Below are 22,803 nucleotides of genomic sequence, written 5' to 3' on the forward strand. Positions count from 1 at the left end.
CCAGCGGCTCACCTTCAATCGACAGGCCGCTCGCGCCGCTGAGCCAACTCCTTTCGCGCCACAGGACGTGGCATGGGGCAAACGCCCTAGAATATGAACATCCGTACCGAAGGGTGTAGGGCTGGAATGCCCCTGGCGATAGGATTGAACTGAACGTCCGTCATCGAATAATCTATCGGTACCCGTGCCGCATCGATTTATCTTCAGCCTTCAATCCACGAATCGTCACAATGTCAAAACGCGTCCTTTTTGTTTGCATGGGCAACATCTGTCGCTCGCCGGCTGCCGAAGCGGTGATGAAGCGTTTTGCCGAGGAATTCGGGCTGGACGTCGAGGTCGATTCCGCCGGGACACATGACTATCACATCGGCAAACGCGCCGACGCACGGATGCTGAAAGCCGCCGAAGCACGCGGGTACGAATTGACCAGCCGGGGTCGTCAGGTGACCCGCGAAGATCTCGCCGACGGTGTTTTCGATTTGGTGTTGGCAATGGATAACGCCAACTACGAACATCTGACAGCGCTGGCCGGTCGGCCGACCCAGCACATCCGGATCTTCAGCGACTACCTGGATGACAACTGGCCCAACGATGTGCCCGATCCCTACTACGGCGAAGCAGAAGGGTTCGATGAAGTGTTGGACATGCTCGAAGAGGGCTGCCCGATCATCTTGCAGACGCTAGCGGGAGAAACCATCTTCGACGACGGCTTCGTCGAGTAGCGGCGTGCCGTCGAACACTTCGAACTCATACCGTGCCCGATAGGTCTGGCCCGGGCCGATATCAAACGCACCGACGACGCACGGCGAGATGCTGAAATACGGTTTCGTCGGATGCAATCGAACCGGATCGGGATACTGCTCATTGAGCGGCGATGGTGTCACTTTGACGCCGGCAATGTGATTCTGGCCCTGCGTCTGGTCCACGATCCCAAACAGCGTGGTCCACTCGGGACGGCTGTGGTTGCCGAGTCGACGATCATGGCCTTCGCTGGTGAGAAACCGATGCCGGGTCAGTTCCAACGGCGGCGCGTCGGCCTGAGGTTGTTTGACAAACGCGGCCAGGGCCTTGGCCGATGGAGCGGAATACCAGTCGTTGTTGCCACGGAAACCGATCCCGCCGTAGTGATACTGATTGATCGTCAGCGGGTGCTCGGTGATATTGGTTTGTTCGGTCGAAAACTGGATCGCGTAGCGCGGTCTCTTCTGATCATCGGCGGAAACGTCTACGCCGCTCACCCCCGTCACACTGACCGTCCAGACATCGTCCAGAATCGCTTCACGCAGCCCTTGGTCATCGATGGCATAGTGTCTGACCGCGACGGAAAACTCCGTGCTTTCGCCTTCGTCGCCGACGGCAATCACTCGATCGTGAAGCACCACACCGAGTTGCTTGAGTTGATTCCAGAAATCCACCTTCTTGCCACGAAAACGGGTATCCGTCCAAGTGGCGAACAATCCATGTTGATGGGGATGATCGGCGGCAAAGTCACCGCTGACCATTCGACCGGTCGGCGAATAGATCGGGTGGATGTAGCCGCTGCGCTGATACTTCGGATCGATTCCTTCGGGCGCCTTGGGTGCAACGATGTTGTATCGCAAGACCTCGGATCGACCGCAATAAACGATCACATGATCCTCCGTTTGCACACAGCGAAACAACTGTTCCGAAGGCGGTCCGGTGTCGCTTTGTGATGGTGCCGCATCCTGGGATTGCGCCCCATCAGACGCGATCAGCGAGGACACGAACACGGCGGTGAGGGAGAGACGACGCCAAAACGAGGAATTCAACATTGCCGGACCAGAGATCGTCGGAGGAAAGAACCACCGACCGATTGTAGCAAACGCCGAAGTCACAAGCGTCCGTGACTCTATTCGAAGGCGCGAATGCGAATGGCGCTGGCCTGGCCCTGCGGCGTCACATTGACGTTGATGAACTGCTTGCCGGCCGCGGTGGAGTCGTCCACGCAGGCGTTGATAGGACAATCGTCCGCCGGAGCGTCGCAATTGAGAATCGGAAACAGGCTCTCGCCGAGCGACTTCAAACTGGCGATCGTTTCGACCATGCCGCCTCCGGCGCCCAGATTTCCGATGTGTCCCTTGGCGGTCGTCACCGGAGGCTGTTGATCGACCGGCCCAAACACGTCGTTGATCGCGGCGGCTTCTTGAGCATCACATTCGACTGTTCCCAAGCCATGGGCGTGCAGGTGCCCGATGTTCGCTTTGTCTTCGTCGCCGAGGGCGGCGCGTAAGACGTTGGTAATCGCCGCCTGGAAATAACGTTCGCCGAACGCCGGACCGACGGCACTGCTGCCGTAACCGACGATTTCGCCCAAGATCTTCGCCCCGCGAGCCCGGGCGTGCTCCAGCGTTTCACAGACCATCGCGCCGGCGCCTTCGCCCAGCACGCTGCCGTCACGCGTGGCCGTAAACGGTCGGCTCATCGTGGACGGATCCGATTGATTTTTTGCCAACGTCTCCTGCATGTCCGCATGCAAGGACCGCAGCGGGTGAATGCGTGAACCGGTCGATCCGACCAGCAACACGTCGGCTTGGCCACGCGAGATCGTCGAATACGCTTCGGCCATCGCCGCACACGCCGAGGCCTCTCGCAACGTGATCGAATTGTTCGCTCCGCGCAGATCGTTGTAAATCGCCACGTGGCTGGCCGGCATGTTCGGCAAGTACTTCAACAACCACAGCGGATTGACTTCGGGCTTACCGAGTTCACCCCAACGGTCAAAATCAAAGTTCCCATCGGCGTCGATGCATTTCTGGATGCCCGAAGCAAACTCGATCGGCTGTGACATGATGTAGTCACAGCCATACAGCACACCAATCCGATCGCGATCACGCTGGTCGACTTCCAATCCCGAATCGGAGAGCGCCAACTGGGCGACCGCGACACCCATTTCGATCTCGCGGCACATCACCTTGCTGCCCTTGCGGATCGTCCGCTGCAGTTTCTTGTCCATCGGACCGTAGTCCGCGATGTCGCCGGTGAACTCGGACGCTTCGGCACCATAGTCGACCGACAGGACGCCTTGCGGGACCTGGGTCAACGGACCGATCCCGCTGCGGCGAGAACGCAAACCGGAGAGCAAACGATCAGAGTCGTTTCCGAGGGGAGTGACCACACCAACACCGGTGATGACCACTCGTCTGGACGTGACATTTACCATGAATCAGCCGAACGACGCGGAGCAGAAGGAATACGGGATGTCCGCATTCTAGGCTCTGGGGGAATTGGCAAAGAGGGGGTGTATCTCAGTAACGACCGCGGTGGGGCGTCCCGAAACCGGCAGAAATCTGGGGGACCAGCGGGGTGGTCGTCAAATTGTCCGACGCCCGGCCACGAAACTCAATGAACATCAACGCGTCGGCCCGGCCGGCGGTCGTCCCGGTCAGCATTTCCAAGTTGAACAGCGGCATCGCCGCCTGCGGACGCTCGGGGCTGGCGATGACCCCACACGACAACAGCAACACCATATCCGACGGCCAGCGAAACCGCTCGTGCAGCCGCCAGCTGACGACTTGGGGCACGTCGATTTTGGTGCGGTGGACCTGGGCGTTGGGCAGGGGAAGATCCAATTCGACCGGTTTGAGCTGGTCGACTTGATCGATCGACGCCTTGATCACGCAATCGATCGCCGAACCGTCCACGCTCAACAGCGGGCTGATTTCCAAACGGTAGCCCTCTTGGATTTCCCCCGTCTCGGGCTCATAAGGCGGCCAGCCCGTTGCGGCGGGTTTGACGTTTTGGACGTAATTGCGTCCGCGGGTGCTGGCCAGTTTTTCGGTTTGACCGTTGTAGGTGATCAGATCCAGCGCTTGCACTTGACGGGTGTCGGTCCGCTGACGCAGCAGATTCAAGACCAACGCCGCGTTCTCTTTGCTAAGCAACCAAGCCTGGACGCCGGGCGAGTCGACGTTGACGTGCTGCATCAACAAGTGCGCCCGCGACCGCCAATTCGGATTGCCGACCGTCATCACCCGCAGCGACAACACCTGGGGATCTTTTTCGCCGGCGACAAACCGGTCCACGATCCCCGAAACCACTCCGTGCATTTCGGGGGTGTGATAAACCGATAATTGATCGCGGTCCGCATTCAAGAAACCGAACGGAGACGTGAACCAGACGTCGGTTCCCGTTTCGCGAAGCACCCAGTCGACGATCGCCTGCTCGGGATGGTCGTGCTTGGTCAGGTAACCGGTGTAAGGTCGTAAATCATAAATCCGGTGCTCCTGGCCAGCCGTCTGCGGCAGATTGCCACCGCCGCTGGATTGCCCGCCGGGAAGTGGCGCCGGCCGATTCGGAGGAGAAGTCGGTTGATTTTGTAAACTCGGTGGCGTTCCCGCGTTGTCGGGCATGCCCCTAGCGACAGCCCCAGCGCCGGCTGGACCAGACGGCCCCGTGCCGGGCAGCGGCATCCCCTGAGCATGAACCGGATCGCTCGACACGGAAAAGGCGAGAAGAAAAGACGCGATCGCTGTCGCAAGACTCGCAATGGATCGATTCGGACAAAAACGCATGGCAGACCATCCCTGTAAGACGTGACGAACGGTTTCCTCCCGTCCGCTTCTTCGACCTTGGCTATAGCCGCCGCGCAGTCTCCAAGGCAAGGTGACTTCTGGTTTCTTTCCCACATTCACCCCAGCGGGAAGCGTCAGCGAGCGGCGCGTGGTGCACGCACGACCATCGCGCGCCACTGGCTCACGCCGCGTGCTGACACGAAGGCCCCACAACATCGGCCTGTTGCACCTATTTCACCACCCCCGCCGCGGATGCACTTGCATCACAACCAACAGGGGGCGATAAAATGCGGTTCTTGTCGCCAGCGCATTTTCTCCGAAAGCAACCGAATCGCTGAAATGTCCGAGTTGCCGAACGAAATCCAGTCCACTTCCGGCCCCCAGCCCTCACCCAATCTCCCCTCCGATTCAAATACTGATCAAACGCATCGTCATCGGCTGCGTGAACTGGAACTGGAACTCGACAGGATCCGCTGCCAAGCCGACGCGGCACGACTGGACGCTCAAGCCGCCGAATTGGAATTACAGATTGAGCGGCTCCGCGAAGACCTCGATCACGACGACGTTGCCGATCTGGATTCCAAACCGCCAGCGACGAACGGACGACTCGACTCGGCGGATCGCCCCGGTGATGCCTTCGGTTCTCGACGCAGCCGGCCGCCCAAAGCCGCCAAGATCTTTCACCGCGACCAAGCCACCGCGGACGATTCCCCGGATGAATCGAGACCTGCCGAACGCGGTGCGGGCCCCCGCCCGGATCCCACCAACCGACGTTTTGACAACTGGAGCCAGGTGCGCGACGCGCTCGGTCGATCTGTCGTCGCTCCAGCGGGCGGCAACTCCTCGTGCCACGAATCGCTCGGGACTCATTCGCAGGGCTTGCAAGGAGAGGGCTTGCAAGGAGAGGGCTTGCAAGGAGAGGGCTTGCAAGGAGAGGGCTTGCAAGGAGAGGGCTTGCAAGGAGAGGGCTTGCCGAAGCAAGGCTCGCGGGTCGACCCCGCGCGCACCAAGCGGTCGCAATCGTGGTCCCCGTCGCCAAAACTCGCGGGCGGGCCGGCCGCTGATCGGCGTTTGCGTTGCGTTCCGGCGGAGAACATTGATCTGGCTGCGCAGGCGTCCGACCCGCCGCGGCGACGCAAACCCGCCGCCTGGTTGCTCAGCGCGGTGTTTCACGGCTTGATCTTGCTCGCCTTGGCGTTCTTCACGCTGTCATCGCCGCCACCAGGAGACCAGATCGCGATCGCCGGTTCGGTCGCCGAAACGGAAGAATTGGCGATCGAATCACTCTCGATCGAGACCCCCGAAGTCCCGCCGACATCGAGCGAACCGACACCGAGCGACTTGGAGCATGAGATCAGCGACATCGGAGAGATTTCCGTAAGCGATCTGATCAGCGAAGCTCCGGCGGCACCGCCGACCCCGCTGATCGAGTCGATGATCCAGCGTGACGCGACCAGCATGGCAGCGATGTCGTTGAAATCCGATTCGGACGCGACGATGAGTTTTTGCGGCGTTGACGGCGGCGGAAACCACTTCGTCTACCTGGTCGACAGCAGCGGCAGCATGGGTGACGCGTTTGATTCGGCACGCGCGGAATTGTTGCAATCGATTCGCTTGCTGAAACCCGATCAACGTTTTTATGTCATCTTCTTCGATGCCGAGCCCGACTACATGCGACTGTCGTCTCCCGACGAAGATGAGCCGCGTAGCGTCTACGCGACGGCGGAGAACAAGCAGAGGCTGCAGCGGTGGGCGATGACGATCAAGATGGATCGCGGACGGGCGCCCTATGACGCCCTGCCATTCGCATTGGAATTGAACCCGGACGTGATCTTTCTGTTGTCCGACGGCGAGTTCCCCCAGCGGATCGAGGACTTGCTGGGAGAAATCAATCGGATCGACAATCTATTCGGTGATGACGGTCCGATCAGCATCGTGCACACGATCGGCTATCACAGCCGAGAGGGTGAGAGCCGGATGCGACGGATCGCGAAACAGAACGGGGGCCAATACCGTTACGTCCCCAAACCGAACCAATAACGACCCTCAATCGTGGCGTCAGCTTTCAGCTCGCGCTGTGGGAATCGCAAGCTGGAAGCTTACGCCACTTCGTCTACCGCTCGATCTACCGCTCGATCCAGGGGTTATCGGTTTCGCTGATCGGCACTTGCGAGGTGACGAACTTGACGATCTCGGGGATCACTTGGGCCGATTCGTTGACCAGGAAGTGACCTCCCAAAGGCTGTTTGACCTGCAGCAATTCCAGTCCTTCGGGATCCTTGCCGCCGCTAAGTTTCTTTTTGGCCGCCTCGACGCGTTTGTAGATCCGATCGGTGTCGCTCTGTTCCGGGGAGCCTTCACCGACAACCATCATGATCGGCAGTGACGCGACCGTGGGAACCGCGATCGAGGTTTCGATCGGCACCCCCTTCAACAATCGTTCCGGCGACACCAGCACCATCGCTTTGACGTCTTGGCCTTGTTTACGCGTTCCGACCGGCACAAAACTCCAATCACGCTGGGTCCAGCCGGCGGCCAACACGCACCCTTCGCGGATGCCGATGACGACCAGCGCGTTCAAATTCAGCTTTCCCTCGTTGTTTTCCTTTTCCAAGAACGCTTTGGCCGCATCCAGGTCGTACTTGACGATCGCCAAAACGTGTTGCTTTCGCATCCGTTCCAAATCGAATTCCTGCGTTTCCCCGCGTGGATCGGTGTACTCCCGCGATCCACCGTGCCCGCGGTAATCGAGCGCCAAGACGGCGCAACCGGCATCGCGAAGCGCGATACAGAGCTTGCCGTAGGGAGCCTTTTGTCCTTTCCACTCATGGACGATCATCACCGGGATCGCCGCCTTGCCTTTGTTGGAACCGAAGTAGTATCCGCTCAGTTCCAAACCGTCCTTGGTCGGCAATTTAACGGGGCCCGGCGGAGGCGGCGGCTCCACCTTCTTCCGAGGACCTTGTGCGGACAGAGTCGACTGCGTCAACAACGTCAGTGTGAACGCAAGGATGACAACTCGTACGGACAAACGGCACATTCTAAACTCCTGGGCAGATACTCTCGGTCGGCAATCTCGGTTTGCTCATTTCCCTCTATTATGCGCTGAAACAGCCCCCAATGCCTAATTGAGAAGCTCTAAAAAGGCCCGCATCCAGGCGGGATGGGCCGGCCAAGCCGGTGCGCTGACCAGGTGACCGTGCGTGTGAGCCGAATCCATCGTCGCGGCCGGTTCGACATATTTCCCACCCCCGGCGGTGACTTCGAACTGCACGGCGGGGTAGCAACTGCAGTCTTTTCCGACCAAGACGCCTGCTGCGGCCAGAATTTGCGGGCCGTGACAGATCGCGGCGATCGGTTTCTTTTCGACGTCGAATTGCTTGACAATCTCCAACACCCGGGCGTTGAGACGCAGGTATTCCGGGGCCCGGCCACCCGGCACCACCAAGGCGTCATAACTCGCGACGTCGACCCCGGAAAAGTCGGCGGTGATGGCGAAGCGGTGCCCCGGTTTTTCGCTGTAGGTCTGGTCGCCGTCGAAATCATGGATCGCCGTCGCCACCGTGTCACCGGGCGTTTTGTCCGGACAAACCGTGTCGACCGTATGCCCCATCGTTTGCAGGATCTGCAGCGGCACCATCGCCTCGTAATCCTCGACATAGTCCCCGACGATCATCAAAATCTTCTTGCCCATTTAAATGTCCCTTGCGGTAGGTGGAGTCTTGCGTTTTCCGACTCAGGCCGGGTTCCAGATCAAAATCGTGACCTAGAGTGGCAATGAAATTTAAACCGGGGGATACGTTTATGCGATACGCGATACTACTGAGCACACTCCTGATCACATCGATCACACCCACATCGGCGACCTCTCCGACCGGCTGGAGCCCGATCATTCTGCCCACCGGTGACTACCGCGCGACCATTAAATCGATGCCGATCGAGCAACGCCCGGGGCGTCTTCTGCACGTCTACGGCAACACGGTCCGGTTATTGGACCAATCCCGCCGCGGCATCGCGACGCGACCGATGCGGCAAATCATGCTGGGGACGCCGGACCTTCGCACCAACGGGCGCGGCCGAGAATAAATCGTGCTTTCGTCGCGACGTGCGGTTTTGGTAACGGGGAATCATGAGAGTGATTCGCCTCGATCAGCCCACCCACCCCCCCTCCCAGAGCCCACCGTCAACGCAGCCAGATGCGATTGTCGGATTTGACGCGCTGCGCGCGATGGCGGCGTTGGCAGTCGTCGCACTGCACGCCGGCGTTCCCTATGCGCGGCACCCGATGCCCGGTTTGCTTTGGCCGGTCTGGGACACCAGCAGCCGAATCGTCGATGGCGTGTTCTGGAGTATCGAAGTCATCATCATGCCCTTGTTTCTGATGATGGCAGGATTCCTATTGTGTCATTCCTCACGCCGACACTCCCCCGGTCGACTGATTCAATCGAGAGCCAAACGGCTGTTGATTCCGTTGGCCTTTGGGGTCGTGGTGATCCTGCCGATCAGCCTTTACATTTGGACCGCGGGTTTGGTGGTCGAAGGCGTCGTGCCAGCGATCAAGCTGAAAAGCCTGAAATTCCCGACACCGATTTCGGAACAGATCTGGGGGCTGAGCCATCTCTGGTTTTTGCTCTACGTTTTCCTGTACGTTGTCGTCGCCGCCGGTCTGATTCGGGCCGCTTCGCGAACCCCATTTGCAAGGATTACTCAAGCGGTTTCGCGGCCGAAGGTGCTGATGGCGATCCTGGTCTGTGTCGCAGTGACCACCTTGGCGGCGGCTCCCCAAGTCGTCTGGGGCTTTCAGCACGCGTTCCTGCCGGTTCCAAGCAAGTGGATCTACAGCGGTGTCTTTTTCGCAGCCGGTTACGGCCTTGCCATGCACGACAGGGAACTGCATTGGGTCACGAAGTCCTCCCCCCGGCTGTTGGCCATTGGCGTCGTCCTGCTCAGTACGTCCGTCCTGCTAGGAACCTGGTCGTTGGAACATTCGCTCGGCACGTCGACGCCCAATCACGCCGCCACGTTCCTGATGGCGCTGTTGACCGTCGCCGCGGCGAGCACCGTCACGCTGGGGGCGATCGGAGCGAGCACGCGTTACATCACCCATGTTCCCCGTCCGATCCGGTACCTCGCTTCAGCTTCCTTTTGGATCTACTTGGTCCACCACCCGCTGCTCGGATTGATCCACTGTGACATCAAATGGCTTTGGCCCGTCGCGTCTCCATTGGTGAAAATGAGCGTTTCATTCCTTGCCGCGACGAGTCTCTCTTTGTTGATGTACGAATCGTTCGTCCGTCGAACACGTTTCGGACAATGGCTCGGCTTGAGCGACCGAGAAAGACCGAAGCCTGCAACCGTGAAAACGGACCAGGAAACGACGCTCCTGATCCCACGCCCGGTTCCCGAGACGGAAACCCGACGCGCTGCATAAGGGGTTTCTGATTGCACAAGTTTGGCCCTGGGCTCGAGATGAGCAGATGATGACTGGCTCATCATCGCCTTGGACAGCTTTCGGAAACAGCGAACACTTCCCTGGAATCCCTTCCGGCCGGCAAACCGCGAACCAACCTCGCCAATCGACAAAGTTTGCCAAGATTCCTTAATCAGACGAACCGTCAATGTCGAAAAAGCCTGTACCGGGCGCGGTGTCGGCAACTTTCCGCGCGGGCACGGCGCCGATCAACGGCGACAATCAATTGACCTGATGCAACATCTGGAATCCTCATGATTCAAGACGCACTTCGACGTTTCGCGTTTGTGACCTGCTTCCTCTCTGTCGGTGGACTCAGCTGCGCCTCGGGCGCCATCGGCGGCGATCGCACCCTCCGTCGCAAGCAACCCGATCGAAGCACCTATCAACCGCCGGTGCTTGCAACCGACCACCTTGAAACCGTGACGGTCACGCAAGCCGAGAGCGGCGGACAAAGCAGCGGGCTGGTCGACGCGCCGTTGGACACGCTCCCACGACCGCGACGCAGCGCCGCCCCGGTCGTCACCGAAGCATCCCTGCCGGACCCGGTGGTCCTGTCCGAGAACGGAACGGCGGAATCGCCAGTGCAGACAGTCAACTATGAAACATCCAACCACCGACCACTGCACGTCGATCCGCAGCCTCATGCGGTCGAGACCTGCTCGTGTGAATCCTGTCGTAGCAGCGGCGCCCGTGTTCCACTGCCACCGGCGATGCACCACACCATTGATGCGACACCATACCGTTTCGCCGGACAGGTGTTTGACGGCGGATGTGATGCGGCGCCCGTTTGTGATTCGCAGTTCTGCGACGGAACTTCCTGCGACAGCGGCGGATGCGATTCGATCGGATGTGGCCCTCTGGGTCGCTTCGGACTCTCGGCGGATGACTGGTTCGGGTCCGTTGAGTTGCTGTTGATGTTTCGCTCGGGCGATCGCTTGCCCGCACTGGCATCCGATGGCAGGTTGGACGATACCGACACGCAAGTCTTTGCCGGTCGCGAAACCGTTTTTAAAGACATGACCGCGGGCGGCCGGCTGACCGTCGGTGCTTGGCTGGACAACTACATGGACCGCAACATCGTCGCACGAGGCTGGTTCGCCGGGGAACAAACCTACGGATTCAATGCCAATCAAAACACGCACGCGACACTCGTCCGCCCCTTCTTCAACGTCACCGATGGCGTGGACCCGATCGACGACACGCGGATCATCGCGACGCCGGGCGAAGCCAGCGGTGCACTCAGCCTTCGCGCCGACAGCAACACGTTCGGAGCCGACGTCTCGATCCGCCAGCTGTGGTACAAACGCCAGGGTGCGACGGTCGACCTGTTGTACGGCTACCAGTACATGGGAATGGATCAATCCCTTGTAATTTCAGATCGCGCCACCTCCTTGAGCGACGGTGCCCGGCCGATCGGATCGGTCTTGGCGACTTCGGATTCATTCGACATCGAAAATGACTTCCACGGTGGTCAGCTTGGCGTCGCAACCCACTACCGCGAAGGCTGTTGGTCATTCAGCTCGCTCGCGAAAATCGGATTCGGATCCATTCGCCGCCGAGCCGTGTTGGCCGGTAGCACGTTCACGAGCATCGACGGCAACAACGCAACCGACCCCAACGGGATCTTAGTCCGCTCGACGAATTCAGGGACGCACAGCGACAACACCTTCGGCTGGGTTCCCGAACTGGACTTTACCCTCGGTTGGCAAAAGTACCCCTGTTTCGACGTCACGTTCGGCTATCACATCATCGCAATGACCGACGCCTTGGAACTGAGCGGCGTGATCGACCCTGACTTGGCCGTCAACCTGGCCGACCCGGCCGTCGCTGCACAACGCCCCACTTCGAACTTTCGCCACGGGACGTTCTACGTCCAAGGCATCCACTTCGGCCTGTCGTACATCTACTGATCCGATGGAACAGACGAGCCCAACCACGCAAAACACCCAAAACACCTATTCAACCAAAAAGGTGTCGGACACCTTTTTCTCGTGAGCGAAGGTATTGAAGGATGGCGGCCAAGGAACTCGTGGGATGTCAGCGTTTTGTGGACATGTGGGCGCTGCCGGGAGTCCACCCCAGCAACGTCGAATTCCTTCAAAAGTTGAAAACGGCCGACACCAATCACTTCACCACGCACATGGATTGCGTCGGCACGGTCAACACGCTGGACCACGAAACCGGTGACTGGGAAAAAACGCATCTGGTCGGATTGCGGACCGATGTCTGGAAACCGGACGACGAGGAAATGCACAGTTGCTTGGACGCGATGAAGGACAAGCGGCGCAATGAGCTGAAACGTTCAATCAAACGTTCGGGGCGATTGAGTGCGAAGCAAAAGCAAAAGCTTGAAGACCAACTGGCCGACGATGAAATCATGCTGATGCAATGCGACGACATCCAAACACGTCGCCTGGTCTTGAAGCTGTTTCGCACCACCGGAGACCGCGTCCGCTGGGTCGGCACGATCGAAGAAGTCACGGCGACGGAAGTCCACAATTCGATCGGCACCGGCAAGCCCCTGCTGACGATGGCCGCGATGCTGTCTCGCAACGATCTCGTCACCTACGTGCAGCAAAACCACCGCACCTTTCGCATCCCGTCGCTGTTCAGCTTTTGCTATCACGACGGCCAGCGGATGTGGAATCTCCTGCTGCGGCGCTATTGGCTTTCGATCGGCGCGGATTTTGAGATCGAAGCCGAGGGACAGGGCATCGGGGAGATCGACGGCAAACTGTTCTCCTTTGGCAGCGACAGCCATTTGGTCTTGGATCCGCACCCGCTGACCGCCCAATCGTCCTTCGTCGATCTGATCACGCTGTTCGCCGCATCGGTCGGCTACCACCGCGCGATGCGGAAAAGCGTCAACCACCGCGTGGAAGCCGCCCTGAGCGGAGAATCCCACCGGAACCTGTTGCAAAACGAAGAACTACGCCTCCGCCAAAACGGCCGCGCCGCCGCCTGACGCGTCGAAAAGGGGTTGGCAGAAAAACGGTGAGCAGAAAAATACCACCACTTTTCTGCCCACCATTTTTCTGCCATCTCCCCAGCCCTTTCCCGATCGCGAATCCGGTAAACTCGGTTGGACTTGTTCTTTTTCCCTGCCCGTGGAGTGATACCATTCATGTCGCTATCGATTCGCTCTTTTGGTGGGATCACACCGCGTCTGGGCAAACGCGTTTATATCGATCCGGCGGCCACGGTGATCGGCGACGTGGTGTTGGGCGATGATGCCTCTGTCTGGCCTGGGGCGGTGATCCGCGGCGACATGGAGCCGATCAAGATCGGCGACCGCACGAATGTGCAGGACACCGCCGTTCTGCACACCACCCATGACGGCGAATTCAATCCCGGCGGTTGGCCGTTGACGATCGGCGACGACGTGGTGATCGGCCACCGCGCGATCCTGCACGGCTGCAGCCTCGCCAACCGCATCCTGATCGGCAACGGGGCCGTGGTCAACGACGGCGCCGTGATCCCCGACGAAGTCATCGTCGGGGCCGGCTGCGTCGTGCCGCCCGGCAAGACACTCGAAAGCGGTTTCGTGTATGTGGGCAATCCTTGCAAACAACTTCGCCCCGTCAGCGAAAAGGAAGTCCGCTTTTTCCTCTACTCGCCGGCCCACTACGTCGAGATCAAAGATCAGTATCTGGCCGAAGCGGAAGGCCAGTGACGCAAACATGTCTTGAGTTGCGGCAGGGGAGCGACAAGGTTGGAGAACAGACAAGAAAATCGATGACAAGAAAATAAGGAGCAACCAGGAAGCCTGGTCGGAACCAAGGCATTTTCTTGTCCCGCTTAGAGGCAAGCTGGAAGCTTACCCCACTGTCATGCCGGCCACGGCGTCGCGGATTTTGGTGACCAAGGAATCATCGAGGTCGCTGAGCATCGGCAGCAGCGGACCGGTCGCCGCGATGCCGGCTTCGGCGACGGCATGATGCAACACGCGGATCGGGCTGTACGTGTTTCGTAAATCTTCCAGCGGCAAAAACCACTGTCGAATCGACTCGGCGGTTTCGAAGTCGCCGGCCTGAATCGCGCGGAGCATTTCCATGCTGCGTGCCGGCGCGACGCAGACGCATCCGCTGGTGAAACCGGTGATGCCGAAATCACGCAAGTGCACGATGGCGGGTTGTTCGCCGATTCCGCTGACCATCCGCGCGGCCGGAAAGACGTCGCGGATTTCATGGAGATAATCGTCCTGGCTGGGATCATCCCGAACGACGGCGTACTTGATCCACGAGATGACGCCGTCGCGGTGCAACGCGTCGACCCATTGGGCGTCCAGCCAACGATCAAATTTCAGGTACAGCACCAGGGGTTTGCCGTAGCGTTCGGCCAGCAGACGAATGCCGGTCGCGATGCCTTGCTGGTCCACGACATCACGTGCCGGCAGCAACATCGCGGTCGCAAAGTCATACTCACGCAAGATATCGACCTGATCGACGGCCAACCCATAGGCCGGGCCGATCGAGGGCACGACGGAGGTTTGGTCGCCGGCGGTTTCGCTGAGCATCGTCAGACTCTTGGCGTACTCGCTGAGCCGCATGTGATAGAAGACGGCGTTTCCACCGTACAACAACGATCGGATTCCGCCGGCTTCGAGAAACCGAATCAGTTTGGCGTTCTCGACGGAACAGACTTCGCCCTCAACGTCACGCGCCAACGGCGGCACGGCGAACACACTTTCGGACAGATGGCTGGGATCAAACGAACTGGTAAGCATGGTTTCAGTGCAATCCGGGAATCGGCATGGTGACGCGGTACAGACCGGTGCGGGCGGTGACAAACATGGTTTTCCAATCGTCGCCACCGAAGCAGACATTAGCCGGCTGCTGGGGAAACGAGACGACGCCGATCTGTTCTCCGGCGGGAGAAAAGATCTGCACACCGATGTGGGTGGTGATGTACACATTGCCTTGAACATCCAACGCGATTCCGTCGGCACCGGTTCCCGATTGCCCTTCGGGTTGCTCCACGGTGCAGAACGTTTTCGGCTGAGACAACTTTCCGGGTCCGGTGACCTCATAAACCAGCATCTCGGCCTGTTGGCTGGGGCAGACGTAAAGGCGTTTCCGGTCGGGCGACATGCCGATGCCGTTGGGCGCGGCCAAGCCCTCGGTGACTCGAGAGACGGTACCGTCGGAGGCGATGTAATAGACCGCCTGAACGGCTTGCGGCAGCGGCGTCGGGGCGCGGAACAGCGGGTCGGTAAAGTAAATGCCGCCGTCGTCATCAACGGTCAAGTCGTTGGGCGCGTTGAAGCGTTTGCCGTCGTACTGAGACGCCAACACGGTCGCGTTTGCGTTTTCGTCGTAGCGGACCACTCGGCCATCCATCTGACAGGCCAAGATGCGTCCGTCGCTGGGGATCAGGATCCCGTTGGTGTGCTTGGAGTCACCGGTGAACAGGCTGATCGATCCGTCGGCGTGGAGCCGGTGGATGGCGGTGTTGGGAATGTCGGTGAACAACAGCGTTTTGGATTTCGGCTCCCAGGCGGGACCTTCGGTAAACGCGAATCCGTCTTGAACCAATTCGACCTTGCCGGTCGGCTTGATGGTCGCAGCAGTGTCATCTTGAGTCGTGTCGTCTTGAGCCGAGACGAGCGGGTGCCCGATGGCCAACGCTGCGAAACCGACCACCAACGAGTAGAGAACAGAATGCAAATTCATTGTGGGTGCCTCAGGTTAAGAGTTCCTGTCGAAGTCGTTCAAAATAGTCCAGCATGGGTCGCGGCACGCCGAGCGAATCGATCACGCCGGAGTGACTTTGCACGTGCCGTTCGTTGTCCGCCCAACCGTCCCAAACGATCCCATGCACCACATGCTTGGCGAGCAACGTGCGGACGATCGGGCCGGCGATGCGAAGCTGGTTGGTCGACAATTCCGGTTGATTCGTTGCGCTGATCAACGTCGATTGTTTGCACATCGCTTTCTCGTCCTCGCCGGATCCGCCGGGGATCGTCAATTGCACCAACATCGGCATTCCCAACGTCGCCCAGCGGTCAATCATCTGGCCGAAGTCGAGCGCCGACCGTGGCAACGTCGCATCACTGGAATAATTTAATCGAACATCCAACCCGACGCCCGCCATCCCCAGCCCGCTGCGTGCCAGCGCATCGGCAAAGTGCAAGGCGGAAATCCCATCGCGGTGTTTCGCCAGGTATTCGCCGAAGGGCTGATCAAACGAAATGATCGCCGGCGTGTTGGGATCGATGCGGCGGACGGTTTGCAGAACGGCGACGGCAAGCCGCATGACTTGTTCGTCGTCCAACGCAATCGGCCCGGGCGTATTCAACCCTGCGGCACAATTCCAAAGCTGGACCGAACCGCGATAACGTTCAACCACCCGCTGCGTGTAGTGCGTGATCGATTGCACAAACGAATCAAAGTTGTCTTCGATCAGATACATCCACGGCGGCATCAGCTCTTTGCGAAAGTCAATCAGCGGCCCCGCCAAGACGCGAATCCCACGCTCGACGCACCATTGAATCGTTCGGTCGCTGGCATCAAATTCGTACCGTCCCGCTTCGGATTCGATCGTCCCCCAATTCAACCGGACCGCCGCGCAATTGAACGCTTTCTCGAAACGCGAACTCAGCGCGGAACGGGTCGGAGACGGCGGAATCACGCTGCCGGCCAGCAGCGTGCCGAGTTGCGGTTCGCGCTGCTTGCGATAGGCGATCGATTGAAGCGCGAACGATTCACCGAGATCGGCAATGGCTTGTTCGAGCGTGGCGATGGCTTGCAAGGCATGCCGAGAACATTCCTGCAGATCCGACCGCGCCTCGGTCGCATCAAGAAATTGCGACGTCCCCCGTGCGACCAGCTCCGGGAATCGATCTCCCAGCGAAAGCCCCGCCCGTTCCCAATTGCTGGATTGCTCCCGTGCCCGATAACAACTGCCGCGCGCCAGTTCCAGGTACAGCAGATGCGGTTGCTCCTGTGGCATCAACGAGCAAGTGGAAAGCGTTCGATAACCGAGCCCCTTCGTCGGACAGGTCAAATACAACTTTCCCGACGTGTCGACCGGTCGTGAAATCGAAAGAACACCTCCTTGGACGCTGTTCTTGCATTCCCACGGCACACCTTCGATGCCACAGATGTACGCATCTTTCCACAGCGTTTGTTTCAACAACTGGGTCGAATCGGATGGGACAGCGAAATGAAATTGCCCCATGGTGCGGGCCAAACAATCCGGTTGCGGGATAGAAGAGGCAAATGTCAAAATCCAGACTGGCAGAATCTGGGAGCGGACGCCAGTTTACCGACTGATCGTGTCGTCCGCGACCATAGCGGTCCGCTCGTCACGAAACGCCACTGGTTGTGAGCGGCGCCAGATTCTCGACAATACGCCGGCCCATTCGGCCGGTCCCGCGGCCGGAGCCCCGCGCGGGAACGACAGACCACTCCCAACCCCGAAAAATCGCCGTGACGCAGCCCGCCGAATCGAAGTCCGAATCGCTGTACGAATTCGACGATGCCGGAGCGTTGCTGCAGACAAATTTGCCGCTGCCTCGAAAGAGTGGCAAAGTTCGCGATCTGTACGAGTTGGGCGACGATTTGCTCGTCGTCAGCACCGATCGCATCAGTGCGTTCGACTTCATTTTGCCGTGTGGGATCCCCGAAAAAGGCCGCTTGCTGACGCGGATGAGCGCGTTCTGGTTCAACCACCTTGGCGTCCGACATCACCTGAAATCGACGGCCGTCCCCGCGGATTTATCCGCGTCGTTTGACACCGGCCCGCTGGAAGGCCGCATCATGGTGGTCGAGAAAGCGGAAGTCGTGCCGTTTGAATGCGTGGCGCGGGGTTACCTGGAAGGCAGCGGCTGGCGGGAGTACCAGGAGACGGGCGAGGTCTGTGGCAACAAGCTTCCTGCCGGGTTACGCCAATGCGACCGCCTGCCCGAACCGATCTTTACCCCGGCAACGAAGGCCGAAGAAGGCCACGACGAGAACGTCAGCATCGGACGGATGATCGCGGACCTGGGCAGCGATCTCGCACTGCGTCTACGAGCCGAAACGCTGAAAATCTATTCAGCAGCCGCCGACCACGCCCGATCCCGAGGGATTCTCATCGCCGATACCAAGTTTGAATTCGGCTTGGTCGACGGCGAGGTTGTTTTGATCGACGAAGTCCTGACCCCCGACTCGTCGCGTTTCTGGGATGAATCCGTTTACGCCCCCGGCGCCGCCCAACCCTCGTTCGACAAACAATTCGTCCGCGAGTGGCTGTCACAATGCGGCTGGGATCGACAAAGCGATCCGCCGAAGCTGCCCGACGACATCATCCGACAGACCGCGGCCAAGTATCGCGAAGCGTTCGAGCGATTGGCGTAGTGGCGCGTGGGATAGGCTTCCAGCCTGCCATGGCGAAGCCATTCAAGGATCGCATCTTCTGGAGTGGGACACGACTTTTGCGCTCGCGTTAAACGACCTTGCAGTGATCTAAAATCTCGTCGGCGCCGGCGCGATAGCCCACATAGAAGGGGCCGAATTCCGCATACTTGGCACTGGCGATGTCAAAACGCATCTTATAGACGATGTCTTTCAAGTAGTCCGGGTTGCGCGCCCACAGCGTGACCATCCACTCCCAGTCATCCAAGCCGACACCGACGGTGATCAACTGCGACACCTTGCCGGCAAACGCGATCCCGCTCTGGGCGTGCTCGGCCATCATCTTGTTGCGATGGCTGAACGGTTCGGTGAACCAGTTGGCGCCCGGCACGCGGCTCTTGTTCATCGGATAGAAACACGCCGCCGGCCACTCGGGAATTTCGGGACGCAAACGCTGTTCGTTCATCATCGGCAAACGTCGCTCATAGGCGGCCACCTTGGCTTTCAGCTCGTCCGATTCCGGATCGGCCCCTTCGCCAATCAATCGATCCCTGAATCGCTCGATCGTCGGAACATATTCGCTGACTTCGCTGATCGAGACGAACGACCAAACCCCTTCGACAAATTGCCCCAGCGGCGGCGCGACCAAGGATTGGTGAATCGCATCGACCTTCGCCGGGTCGGGGTCCATGACGACCACGCCGAAATCAGCCTCGTGGCCACTGATCCAATAGCTGGCGATCCGCTCGGGAGCCACATCGTCGGGCGGCGACAACGCCGCACGAAACTGCGTCGCACATTCGGGCGTCAACGCGGTCGCCATCGCTTCACGACGAAATCGATAAAAGAAGTGACCGCAATGCCAACCGTTTTCGGGAATGGTCGAGGGCTCGGGAAGCGGGGCGGCGTGTGGACTGGGACGACCGGACATAGGCGAAGAAACGCTATTGGACGGGGGAAGGAAAGGCAATCGTGAAGGCGCGCGGATCGATTATCCCAGCTTTGCCGCTCGCGCGCAAGCCCCGTACTCTTGGACGACTCAACCGTCGCGGATCGCGCCGGCGCCCGACGAGATGCGGGCCACGAGCCGTCCGGTTGCACCGTGAAATACCAAAGGGCTCGGGGGCTGTCGGTTTAGTCGGGATCCGCTGAGTCAATGGTGAGCCGCTGGCCGTAAGGCCTCGGGCGGGCGTCGCAGTGCCCGGCCGCTTACGCATCGCGGCTCACGATTGTTCCGGTTGCGATTCCATCGACAGCCCGCTCGCGCCCGACCGCTAATGAAACGCTTCACAGCGTAGCCCAGCGGAAAAGTGCCACAGGGGAGACACTTCCAACGCGCCACTGGCTGACGCCACGTGCTGACGTGTGCATCACAGGGGGAGCCGGCGACTTGAGGAAAAATTGAATTCCTCTAGCGGAATCATCGGCTTTTTCGCTAACAGTGATCCCACCACGACTCACGCAGCATCCCGAGCGGAAACGGCACTTTTAATTTGATGGTGTTGGTCCGGTCGAAACGCTCGGCAACGGATACGACGATTGCTCCGGATGAATGCCTGCCAGTGGAACTCCTCATCTTCACGTAGCATCTGCGGCGATACGACCACCAAGGCCGTCCTTTTTTCCGGTCGTCCGACGCACGCGCAAGGAAGCAATCGAGATGCAACGACGTCAATTTCTCGCCCTTCTGGGCTCACTCGCAGCGACCTCCGCTGCCGAACAATCGTTCGCCACGCCGCCCCACCTGGTTGAACCGGTCCATCGCGTGGCCAACGCGGCAAGCCTGACCCCCAGCCCCCCGGTCAAACTCTCGGCACTCGACGAGGCTCTGATGCGGGCCCGTCGGAGCCTCGTGAACTGCCAAAACACGATCAATGACTACACGGCGCTCTTGATCAAACGGGAACGAATCGGCGACACGCTCGGCCCGCACGAGTACATGTCGGCGAAAATTCGCTGCCGCAAAGTCGTCGACAACCAGATCGTCCAGCCGCTCAGCGTTTACCTGAGCTTCGTGAAACCGGCCAGCATCAAAGGTCGCGAAGTCTTGTATGTCGAAGGCCGGAACAACGGAAACCTGATCGCACACGAAGGCGGATTCAAAGGCCGTTTCCTGCCGACGGTTAACCTGCCGCCGACCGGCACGCTGGCCATGCGTGGGCAGCGATACCCGATGACAGAGATCGGACTGGAAAATCTGCTCGTCAAACTGATCGAGCGGGGCGAACAGGCCAAGCAATTGCCGGACGTCAAAGCCGAGATGCGAACCGGCATCAAGGTCAACGACCGGCCCTGCATGCTGCTGACCGTCACCCAGCCCACACCGCGACCGGACCTGCTGTTCTACCAGGCCAAGGTGTACATGGACGAAGAACTCAACGTGCCGATCCGGTACGTCGCCTACGATTGGCCCGCGCCGAACCAAGAGAAGCTGTCGGTGATCGAAGAGTACAACTACTTGAATCTGAAGCTGAACGTCGGCTTGACCGACGCCGACTTCGATCCGAACAATTCGAAGTACAACTTCTATTGAACCAGTTCTATTGAGCCAGCACGGGCGGCACGAGAAAGCACTCGTCATCAGCCGCGGGGGCATTGGCCAAGGCCGCGGCGCGATCCAGCCCCGGCGTGAGCTCGTCGCGGCGCCAACGGTTATCGACGTCCAGCGCCGTCGTCATCGGCTCGACGTCGCTGGTGTCCAGTTCGGACAACTTCGCGACGAAACCGAGAATGCTTTCCAACTGCGGGCCGAGATGCTCGACTTCTTCGTCGGAAAGTTCCAGCCGAGCCAGCAGGGCCAGCTTGCGGACGTCGTCTGCCAAGAGTGCCATGACTTCCTCGCGGTCGGCTATTTGGCGCCACTGACGTCAAACGGCTTGGTTCGCACTCGCTTACGAATCGCTCCGCTGCGGATGCACTGAACACAAACGCGCATCGATTTATTGACGCCGTCGGGCAGTGTCACGTGGACCTTCTGCAGGTTGGGAACAAACTTGCGACGGGTGATTCCGGTGATTTTGGTACCGACACCGCCCAAATACTTCGCTTTACCGCGAGTTTCGATGCGATTGCCCATCTGCACTTTCTTTCCGCAAACTTCACATTGTCGTGCCATGGCACATTTCCCCCATCGTATCGCGTGGGGGCTCCTCAGCCGGTTTGTTCGTTGGATTGCTATTGTGATGTAATCGACTTCGACTTTCGCCGGAAACGCGTCGAAGGGTCAAGACTATACAAACACAGGGGATCCGGCGAAAGAAGTAATCCCCCACCAATCTTTCTTGAGCGAAAGAGTTCAGATTTCTCAAGATCCACGCCCGGTCGGCCGAAAACTCTTCCTAAGCCTCCTTCCCCGACGCATTTCCCGTCGATTTCGGCACCTCCCCGGCGTCGTGCGACGATCACACGACGTTTTGCGACCATCCTACCGAGCCCTGCGACCATGACCGCCTCCGATCGCACCATCGATTCACCTCGAAAAACGGCCATCACCCACGTCCTGCCGGCCAACGCCGTGAAGCATTTTATAGCGGTAGGGCGCGAGCCCTCCGGTGTTGTGGCAGAGATGAAGAACCGGAGGGCTCGCGCCCTGCCGCTAAAACCGCAAGAAAATGCTTCACAGCGTTGCCTGCCGGCCCGCTGGGCGACCGCGACCCTGGCTCCGCTGCTGATCGCCTTGACCACCGGGTGCTCCACGCTCCCCTCGACACCCGGGCTGGACCTGATGAACCCCTCGTCGAGCCTGCTGTTCCCTGGATCGGCGAAAAACGCATCGCCCTACCAGATGCTCGACGGCACCTCGCCGGCAACCGTGCTGTCGGGCAATGCCGGGCTGACCGAGGAGGCGTACCACAAGATCCGAGAAGCCAAAGCACAAAACGCGATCGTGTTGCAAGTCGCCGAAGACGAACAGCCCGTCCGTGTGCTGCCGCTGCCGCCGGGCCAAAAGAGCGTCTTTGTCAGTGAATTGCTGACCCAAACCGGCGTGCTCAAAAAACTCGGCAGCGTCCAAGCGACCCTCTACCGCCCCTCGCCCGATTCGATTTCCGGCGTGCGGATGGAGATCCAATTTGCCGACGACGGGACCGTCGATCCCACGACCGATTACGGATTGCGACCCGGCGACCGGGTGCAGATCCAAAAGAAGACGACGACCGCCATCGAGAGCCTGGTCAACATGGCCCTGCGTCGCTAGCGCCCGGGCTACTTTTCGATTGACGGTGCCGCGCGCGGAAAAGGGGTCAGGTACGAATGGCGCGGGCGTAAGCAGAAAGGGATTCAGCAACCGTTGGTGTTTAGCCTTGGGGCGATTCCCGGTCGCTGCAAAGCAGCGACAATGGGCGGCTGAAGCCCAATACCGCTAAGTTAACATGAATGAGGGGGCCCGGACGCTGGCGCGAACCGGCTGATGTCAAACGAATATCAGCCGTTTGGCGCGAGCCTACGGGCCCTCATCTGAAGA

21 protein-coding genes are annotated in these 22,803 nt (G+C 59.6%); 10 read left to right on the plus strand and 11 right to left on the minus strand.

Translation table 11 applies throughout. From position 1 onward, the window contains the following. Positions 1–230: 230 nt before the first annotated feature. Positions 231–722 (plus strand): low molecular weight protein-tyrosine-phosphatase, encoded by a 492-nt coding sequence (locus NZK35_RS07460; protein ID WP_259631906.1) that lies wholly within the window; start codon positions 231–233, stop codon positions 720–722. Here the strand turns inward: NZK35_RS07460 and NZK35_RS07465 are convergent. The 3 genes from NZK35_RS07465 to NZK35_RS07475 all read right to left on the minus strand — a co-directional run bounded on the left by NZK35_RS07465 (position 681) and on the right by NZK35_RS07475 (position 4,370). Further along, a complete protein-coding gene (locus tag NZK35_RS07465; protein ID WP_259631907.1) occupies positions 681–1,793 on the minus strand; it encodes a PmoA family protein in 1,113 nt (370 codons plus the stop codon). The genes NZK35_RS07460 and NZK35_RS07465 overlap by 42 nt on opposite strands. A 77-nt stretch (positions 1,794–1,870) precedes the next feature. Next, positions 1,871–3,181, minus strand: coding sequence for a beta-ketoacyl-[acyl-carrier-protein] synthase family protein (locus NZK35_RS07470; RefSeq protein ID WP_259631908.1), 1,311 nt, complete (start codon positions 3,179–3,181; stop codon positions 1,871–1,873). An 85-nt stretch (positions 3,182–3,266) separates the two neighbouring features. Further along, positions 3,267–4,370 carry a hypothetical protein gene (locus NZK35_RS07475; RefSeq protein ID WP_259631909.1) on the minus strand — a complete coding sequence of 368 codons (1,104 nt, stop codon included), beginning with the start codon at positions 4,368–4,370 and terminating at the stop codon, positions 3,267–3,269. Between the two features lie 501 nt (positions 4,371–4,871). Between NZK35_RS07475 and NZK35_RS07480 the strand changes: the two genes are divergently transcribed. Continuing rightward, complete coding sequence (locus tag NZK35_RS07480; protein ID WP_259631910.1) at positions 4,872–6,572, plus strand: vWA domain-containing protein; 1,701 nt, start codon at positions 4,872–4,874, stop codon at positions 6,570–6,572. Positions 6,573–6,657: 85 nt separating this feature from the next. Here the strand turns inward: NZK35_RS07480 and NZK35_RS07485 are convergent, their stop codons facing one another. Both NZK35_RS07485 and NZK35_RS07490 read right to left on the minus strand, forming a co-directional pair. Beyond that, positions 6,658–7,572 (minus strand): alpha/beta hydrolase, encoded by a 915-nt coding sequence (locus tag NZK35_RS07485; RefSeq protein ID WP_259631911.1) that lies wholly within the window; start codon positions 7,570–7,572, stop codon positions 6,658–6,660. A gap of 84 nt (positions 7,573–7,656) precedes the next feature. Further along, the gene (locus NZK35_RS07490) at positions 7,657–8,226 is read right to left on the minus strand and encodes a DJ-1/PfpI family protein (RefSeq protein ID WP_095737578.1); all 570 of its coding nucleotides are present in this window, start codon (positions 8,224–8,226) and stop codon (positions 7,657–7,659) included. 83 nt (positions 8,227–8,309) lie between these two features. Between NZK35_RS07490 and NZK35_RS07495 the strand changes: the two genes are divergently transcribed. The 5 genes from NZK35_RS07495 to NZK35_RS07515 all read left to right on the plus strand — a co-directional run bounded on the left by NZK35_RS07495 (position 8,310) and on the right by NZK35_RS07515 (position 13,678). Next, positions 8,310–8,618: a hypothetical protein gene (locus NZK35_RS07495; RefSeq protein ID WP_259631912.1), complete on the plus strand. Its 309-nt coding sequence runs from the start codon at positions 8,310–8,312 to the stop codon at positions 8,616–8,618. A 43-nt stretch (positions 8,619–8,661) separates the two neighbouring features. Beyond that, on the plus strand, positions 8,662–9,963 hold the full coding sequence (locus tag NZK35_RS07500; protein ID WP_259631913.1) for an acyltransferase family protein: 1,302 nt from the start codon (positions 8,662–8,664) through the stop codon (positions 9,961–9,963). Positions 9,964–10,256: 293 nt separating this feature from the next. Beyond that, a complete protein-coding gene (locus NZK35_RS07505) occupies positions 10,257–11,915 on the plus strand; it encodes a BBP7 family outer membrane beta-barrel protein (RefSeq protein ID WP_259631914.1) in 1,659 nt (552 codons plus the stop codon). A 101-nt stretch (positions 11,916–12,016) separates the two neighbouring features. After that, positions 12,017–12,970 (plus strand): hypothetical protein, encoded by a 954-nt coding sequence (locus NZK35_RS07510; RefSeq protein WP_259631915.1) that lies wholly within the window; start codon positions 12,017–12,019, stop codon positions 12,968–12,970. A gap of 159 nt (positions 12,971–13,129) precedes the next feature. Next, on the plus strand, positions 13,130–13,678 hold the full coding sequence (locus tag NZK35_RS07515) for a gamma carbonic anhydrase family protein (RefSeq protein ID WP_259631916.1): 549 nt from the start codon (positions 13,130–13,132) through the stop codon (positions 13,676–13,678). Positions 13,679–13,822: 144 nt separating this feature from the next. Here NZK35_RS07515 and NZK35_RS07520 read toward each other — a convergent pair whose 3' ends face one another. The 3 genes from NZK35_RS07520 to NZK35_RS07530 are packed head-to-tail and all read right to left on the minus strand — an operon-like array spanning position 13,823 to position 17,184. Further along, entirely contained in the window at positions 13,823–14,731 is a 909-nt protein-coding gene (locus tag NZK35_RS07520; RefSeq protein ID WP_259631917.1) for a dihydrodipicolinate synthase family protein, read from the minus strand. 4 nt (positions 14,732–14,735) lie between these two features. Then, positions 14,736–15,677, minus strand: coding sequence for an SMP-30/gluconolactonase/LRE family protein (locus NZK35_RS07525; protein WP_259631918.1), 942 nt, complete (start codon positions 15,675–15,677; stop codon positions 14,736–14,738). Between the two features lie 10 nt (positions 15,678–15,687). Then, entirely contained in the window at positions 15,688–17,184 is a 1,497-nt protein-coding gene (locus NZK35_RS07530; RefSeq protein WP_259631919.1) for an endo-1,4-beta-xylanase, read from the minus strand. 251 nt (positions 17,185–17,435) lie between these two features. On the opposite strand from NZK35_RS07530, the gene NZK35_RS07535 reads away from it, so the two are divergent. Continuing rightward, complete coding sequence (locus tag NZK35_RS07535; RefSeq protein ID WP_259631920.1) at positions 17,436–18,344, plus strand: phosphoribosylaminoimidazolesuccinocarboxamide synthase; 909 nt, start codon at positions 17,436–17,438, stop codon at positions 18,342–18,344. A gap of 88 nt (positions 18,345–18,432) precedes the next feature. Here NZK35_RS07535 and hemQ read toward each other — a convergent pair whose 3' ends face one another. Continuing rightward, a complete protein-coding gene (gene hemQ / locus NZK35_RS07540; protein ID WP_259631921.1) occupies positions 18,433–19,272 on the minus strand; it encodes a hydrogen peroxide-dependent heme synthase in 840 nt (279 codons plus the stop codon). A gap of 729 nt (positions 19,273–20,001) precedes the next feature. Between hemQ and NZK35_RS07545 the strand changes: the two genes are divergently transcribed. Beyond that, complete coding sequence (locus tag NZK35_RS07545; protein ID WP_095737586.1) at positions 20,002–20,874, plus strand: DUF1571 domain-containing protein; 873 nt, start codon at positions 20,002–20,004, stop codon at positions 20,872–20,874. A 7-nt stretch (positions 20,875–20,881) separates the two neighbouring features. Here the strand turns inward: NZK35_RS07545 and gatC are convergent, their stop codons facing one another. Together gatC and rpmB are read right to left on the minus strand one after the other, a co-directional pair. After that, positions 20,882–21,172, minus strand: a complete 291-nt coding sequence (gene gatC, locus NZK35_RS07550; RefSeq protein ID WP_259631922.1) for an Asp-tRNA(Asn)/Glu-tRNA(Gln) amidotransferase subunit GatC — start codon at positions 21,170–21,172, stop codon at positions 20,882–20,884. A 17-nt stretch (positions 21,173–21,189) separates the two neighbouring features. Continuing rightward, the gene (gene rpmB / locus NZK35_RS07555; RefSeq protein WP_145219515.1) at positions 21,190–21,456 is read right to left on the minus strand and encodes a 50S ribosomal protein L28; all 267 of its coding nucleotides are present in this window, start codon (positions 21,454–21,456) and stop codon (positions 21,190–21,192) included. Between the two features lie 327 nt (positions 21,457–21,783). Between rpmB and NZK35_RS07560 the strand changes: the two genes are divergently transcribed. Then, complete coding sequence (locus NZK35_RS07560) at positions 21,784–22,536, plus strand: hypothetical protein (RefSeq protein ID WP_259631923.1); 753 nt, start codon at positions 21,784–21,786, stop codon at positions 22,534–22,536. Positions 22,537–22,803 lie beyond the last annotated feature (267 nt).

This window comes from Stieleria sedimenti, from assembly GCF_025060895.1.
Lineage (GTDB): Bacteria > Planctomycetota > Planctomycetia > Pirellulales > Pirellulaceae > Stieleria > Stieleria sedimenti.

Coding starts and splice junctions, on each gene's coding strand:
- NZK35_RS07545 (WP_095737586.1), top strand. CDS start 20,002: ATGCAACGACGTCAATTTCTCGCCCTTCTGGGCTCACTCGCAGCGACC.
- NZK35_RS07520 (WP_259631917.1), bottom strand. CDS start 14,731: ATGCTTACCAGTTCGTTTGATCCCAGCCATCTGTCCGAAAGTGTGTTC.
- NZK35_RS07495 (WP_259631912.1), top strand. CDS start 8,310: ATGAAATTTAAACCGGGGGATACGTTTATGCGATACGCGATACTACTG.
- hemQ (WP_259631921.1), bottom strand. CDS start 19,272: ATGTCCGGTCGTCCCAGTCCACACGCCGCCCCGCTTCCCGAGCCCTCG.
- NZK35_RS07480 (WP_259631910.1), top strand. CDS start 4,872: ATGTCCGAGTTGCCGAACGAAATCCAGTCCACTTCCGGCCCCCAGCCC.
- NZK35_RS07490 (WP_095737578.1), bottom strand. CDS start 8,226: ATGGGCAAGAAGATTTTGATGATCGTCGGGGACTATGTCGAGGATTAC.
- NZK35_RS07475 (WP_259631909.1), bottom strand. CDS start 4,370: ATGCCCGACAACGCGGGAACGCCACCGAGTTTACAAAATCAACCGACT.
- NZK35_RS07505 (WP_259631914.1), top strand. CDS start 10,257: ATGATTCAAGACGCACTTCGACGTTTCGCGTTTGTGACCTGCTTCCTC.
- NZK35_RS07510 (WP_259631915.1), top strand. CDS start 12,017: ATGGCGGCCAAGGAACTCGTGGGATGTCAGCGTTTTGTGGACATGTGG.
- gatC (WP_259631922.1), bottom strand. CDS start 21,172: ATGGCACTCTTGGCAGACGACGTCCGCAAGCTGGCCCTGCTGGCTCGG.
- NZK35_RS07560 (WP_259631923.1), top strand. CDS start 21,784: ATGACCGCCTCCGATCGCACCATCGATTCACCTCGAAAAACGGCCATC.
- NZK35_RS07500 (WP_259631913.1), top strand. CDS start 8,662: ATGAGAGTGATTCGCCTCGATCAGCCCACCCACCCCCCCTCCCAGAGC.
- NZK35_RS07470 (WP_259631908.1), bottom strand. CDS start 3,181: ATGGTAAATGTCACGTCCAGACGAGTGGTCATCACCGGTGTTGGTGTG.
- NZK35_RS07465 (WP_259631907.1), bottom strand. CDS start 1,793: ATGTTGAATTCCTCGTTTTGGCGTCGTCTCTCCCTCACCGCCGTGTTC.
- NZK35_RS07525 (WP_259631918.1), bottom strand. CDS start 15,677: ATGAATTTGCATTCTGTTCTCTACTCGTTGGTGGTCGGTTTCGCAGCG.
- NZK35_RS07515 (WP_259631916.1), top strand. CDS start 13,130: ATGTCGCTATCGATTCGCTCTTTTGGTGGGATCACACCGCGTCTGGGC.
- NZK35_RS07485 (WP_259631911.1), bottom strand. CDS start 7,572: ATGTGCCGTTTGTCCGTACGAGTTGTCATCCTTGCGTTCACACTGACG.
- NZK35_RS07530 (WP_259631919.1), bottom strand. CDS start 17,184: ATGGGGCAATTTCATTTCGCTGTCCCATCCGATTCGACCCAGTTGTTG.
- NZK35_RS07460 (WP_259631906.1), top strand. CDS start 231: ATGTCAAAACGCGTCCTTTTTGTTTGCATGGGCAACATCTGTCGCTCG.
- rpmB (WP_145219515.1), bottom strand. CDS start 21,456: ATGGCACGACAATGTGAAGTTTGCGGAAAGAAAGTGCAGATGGGCAAT.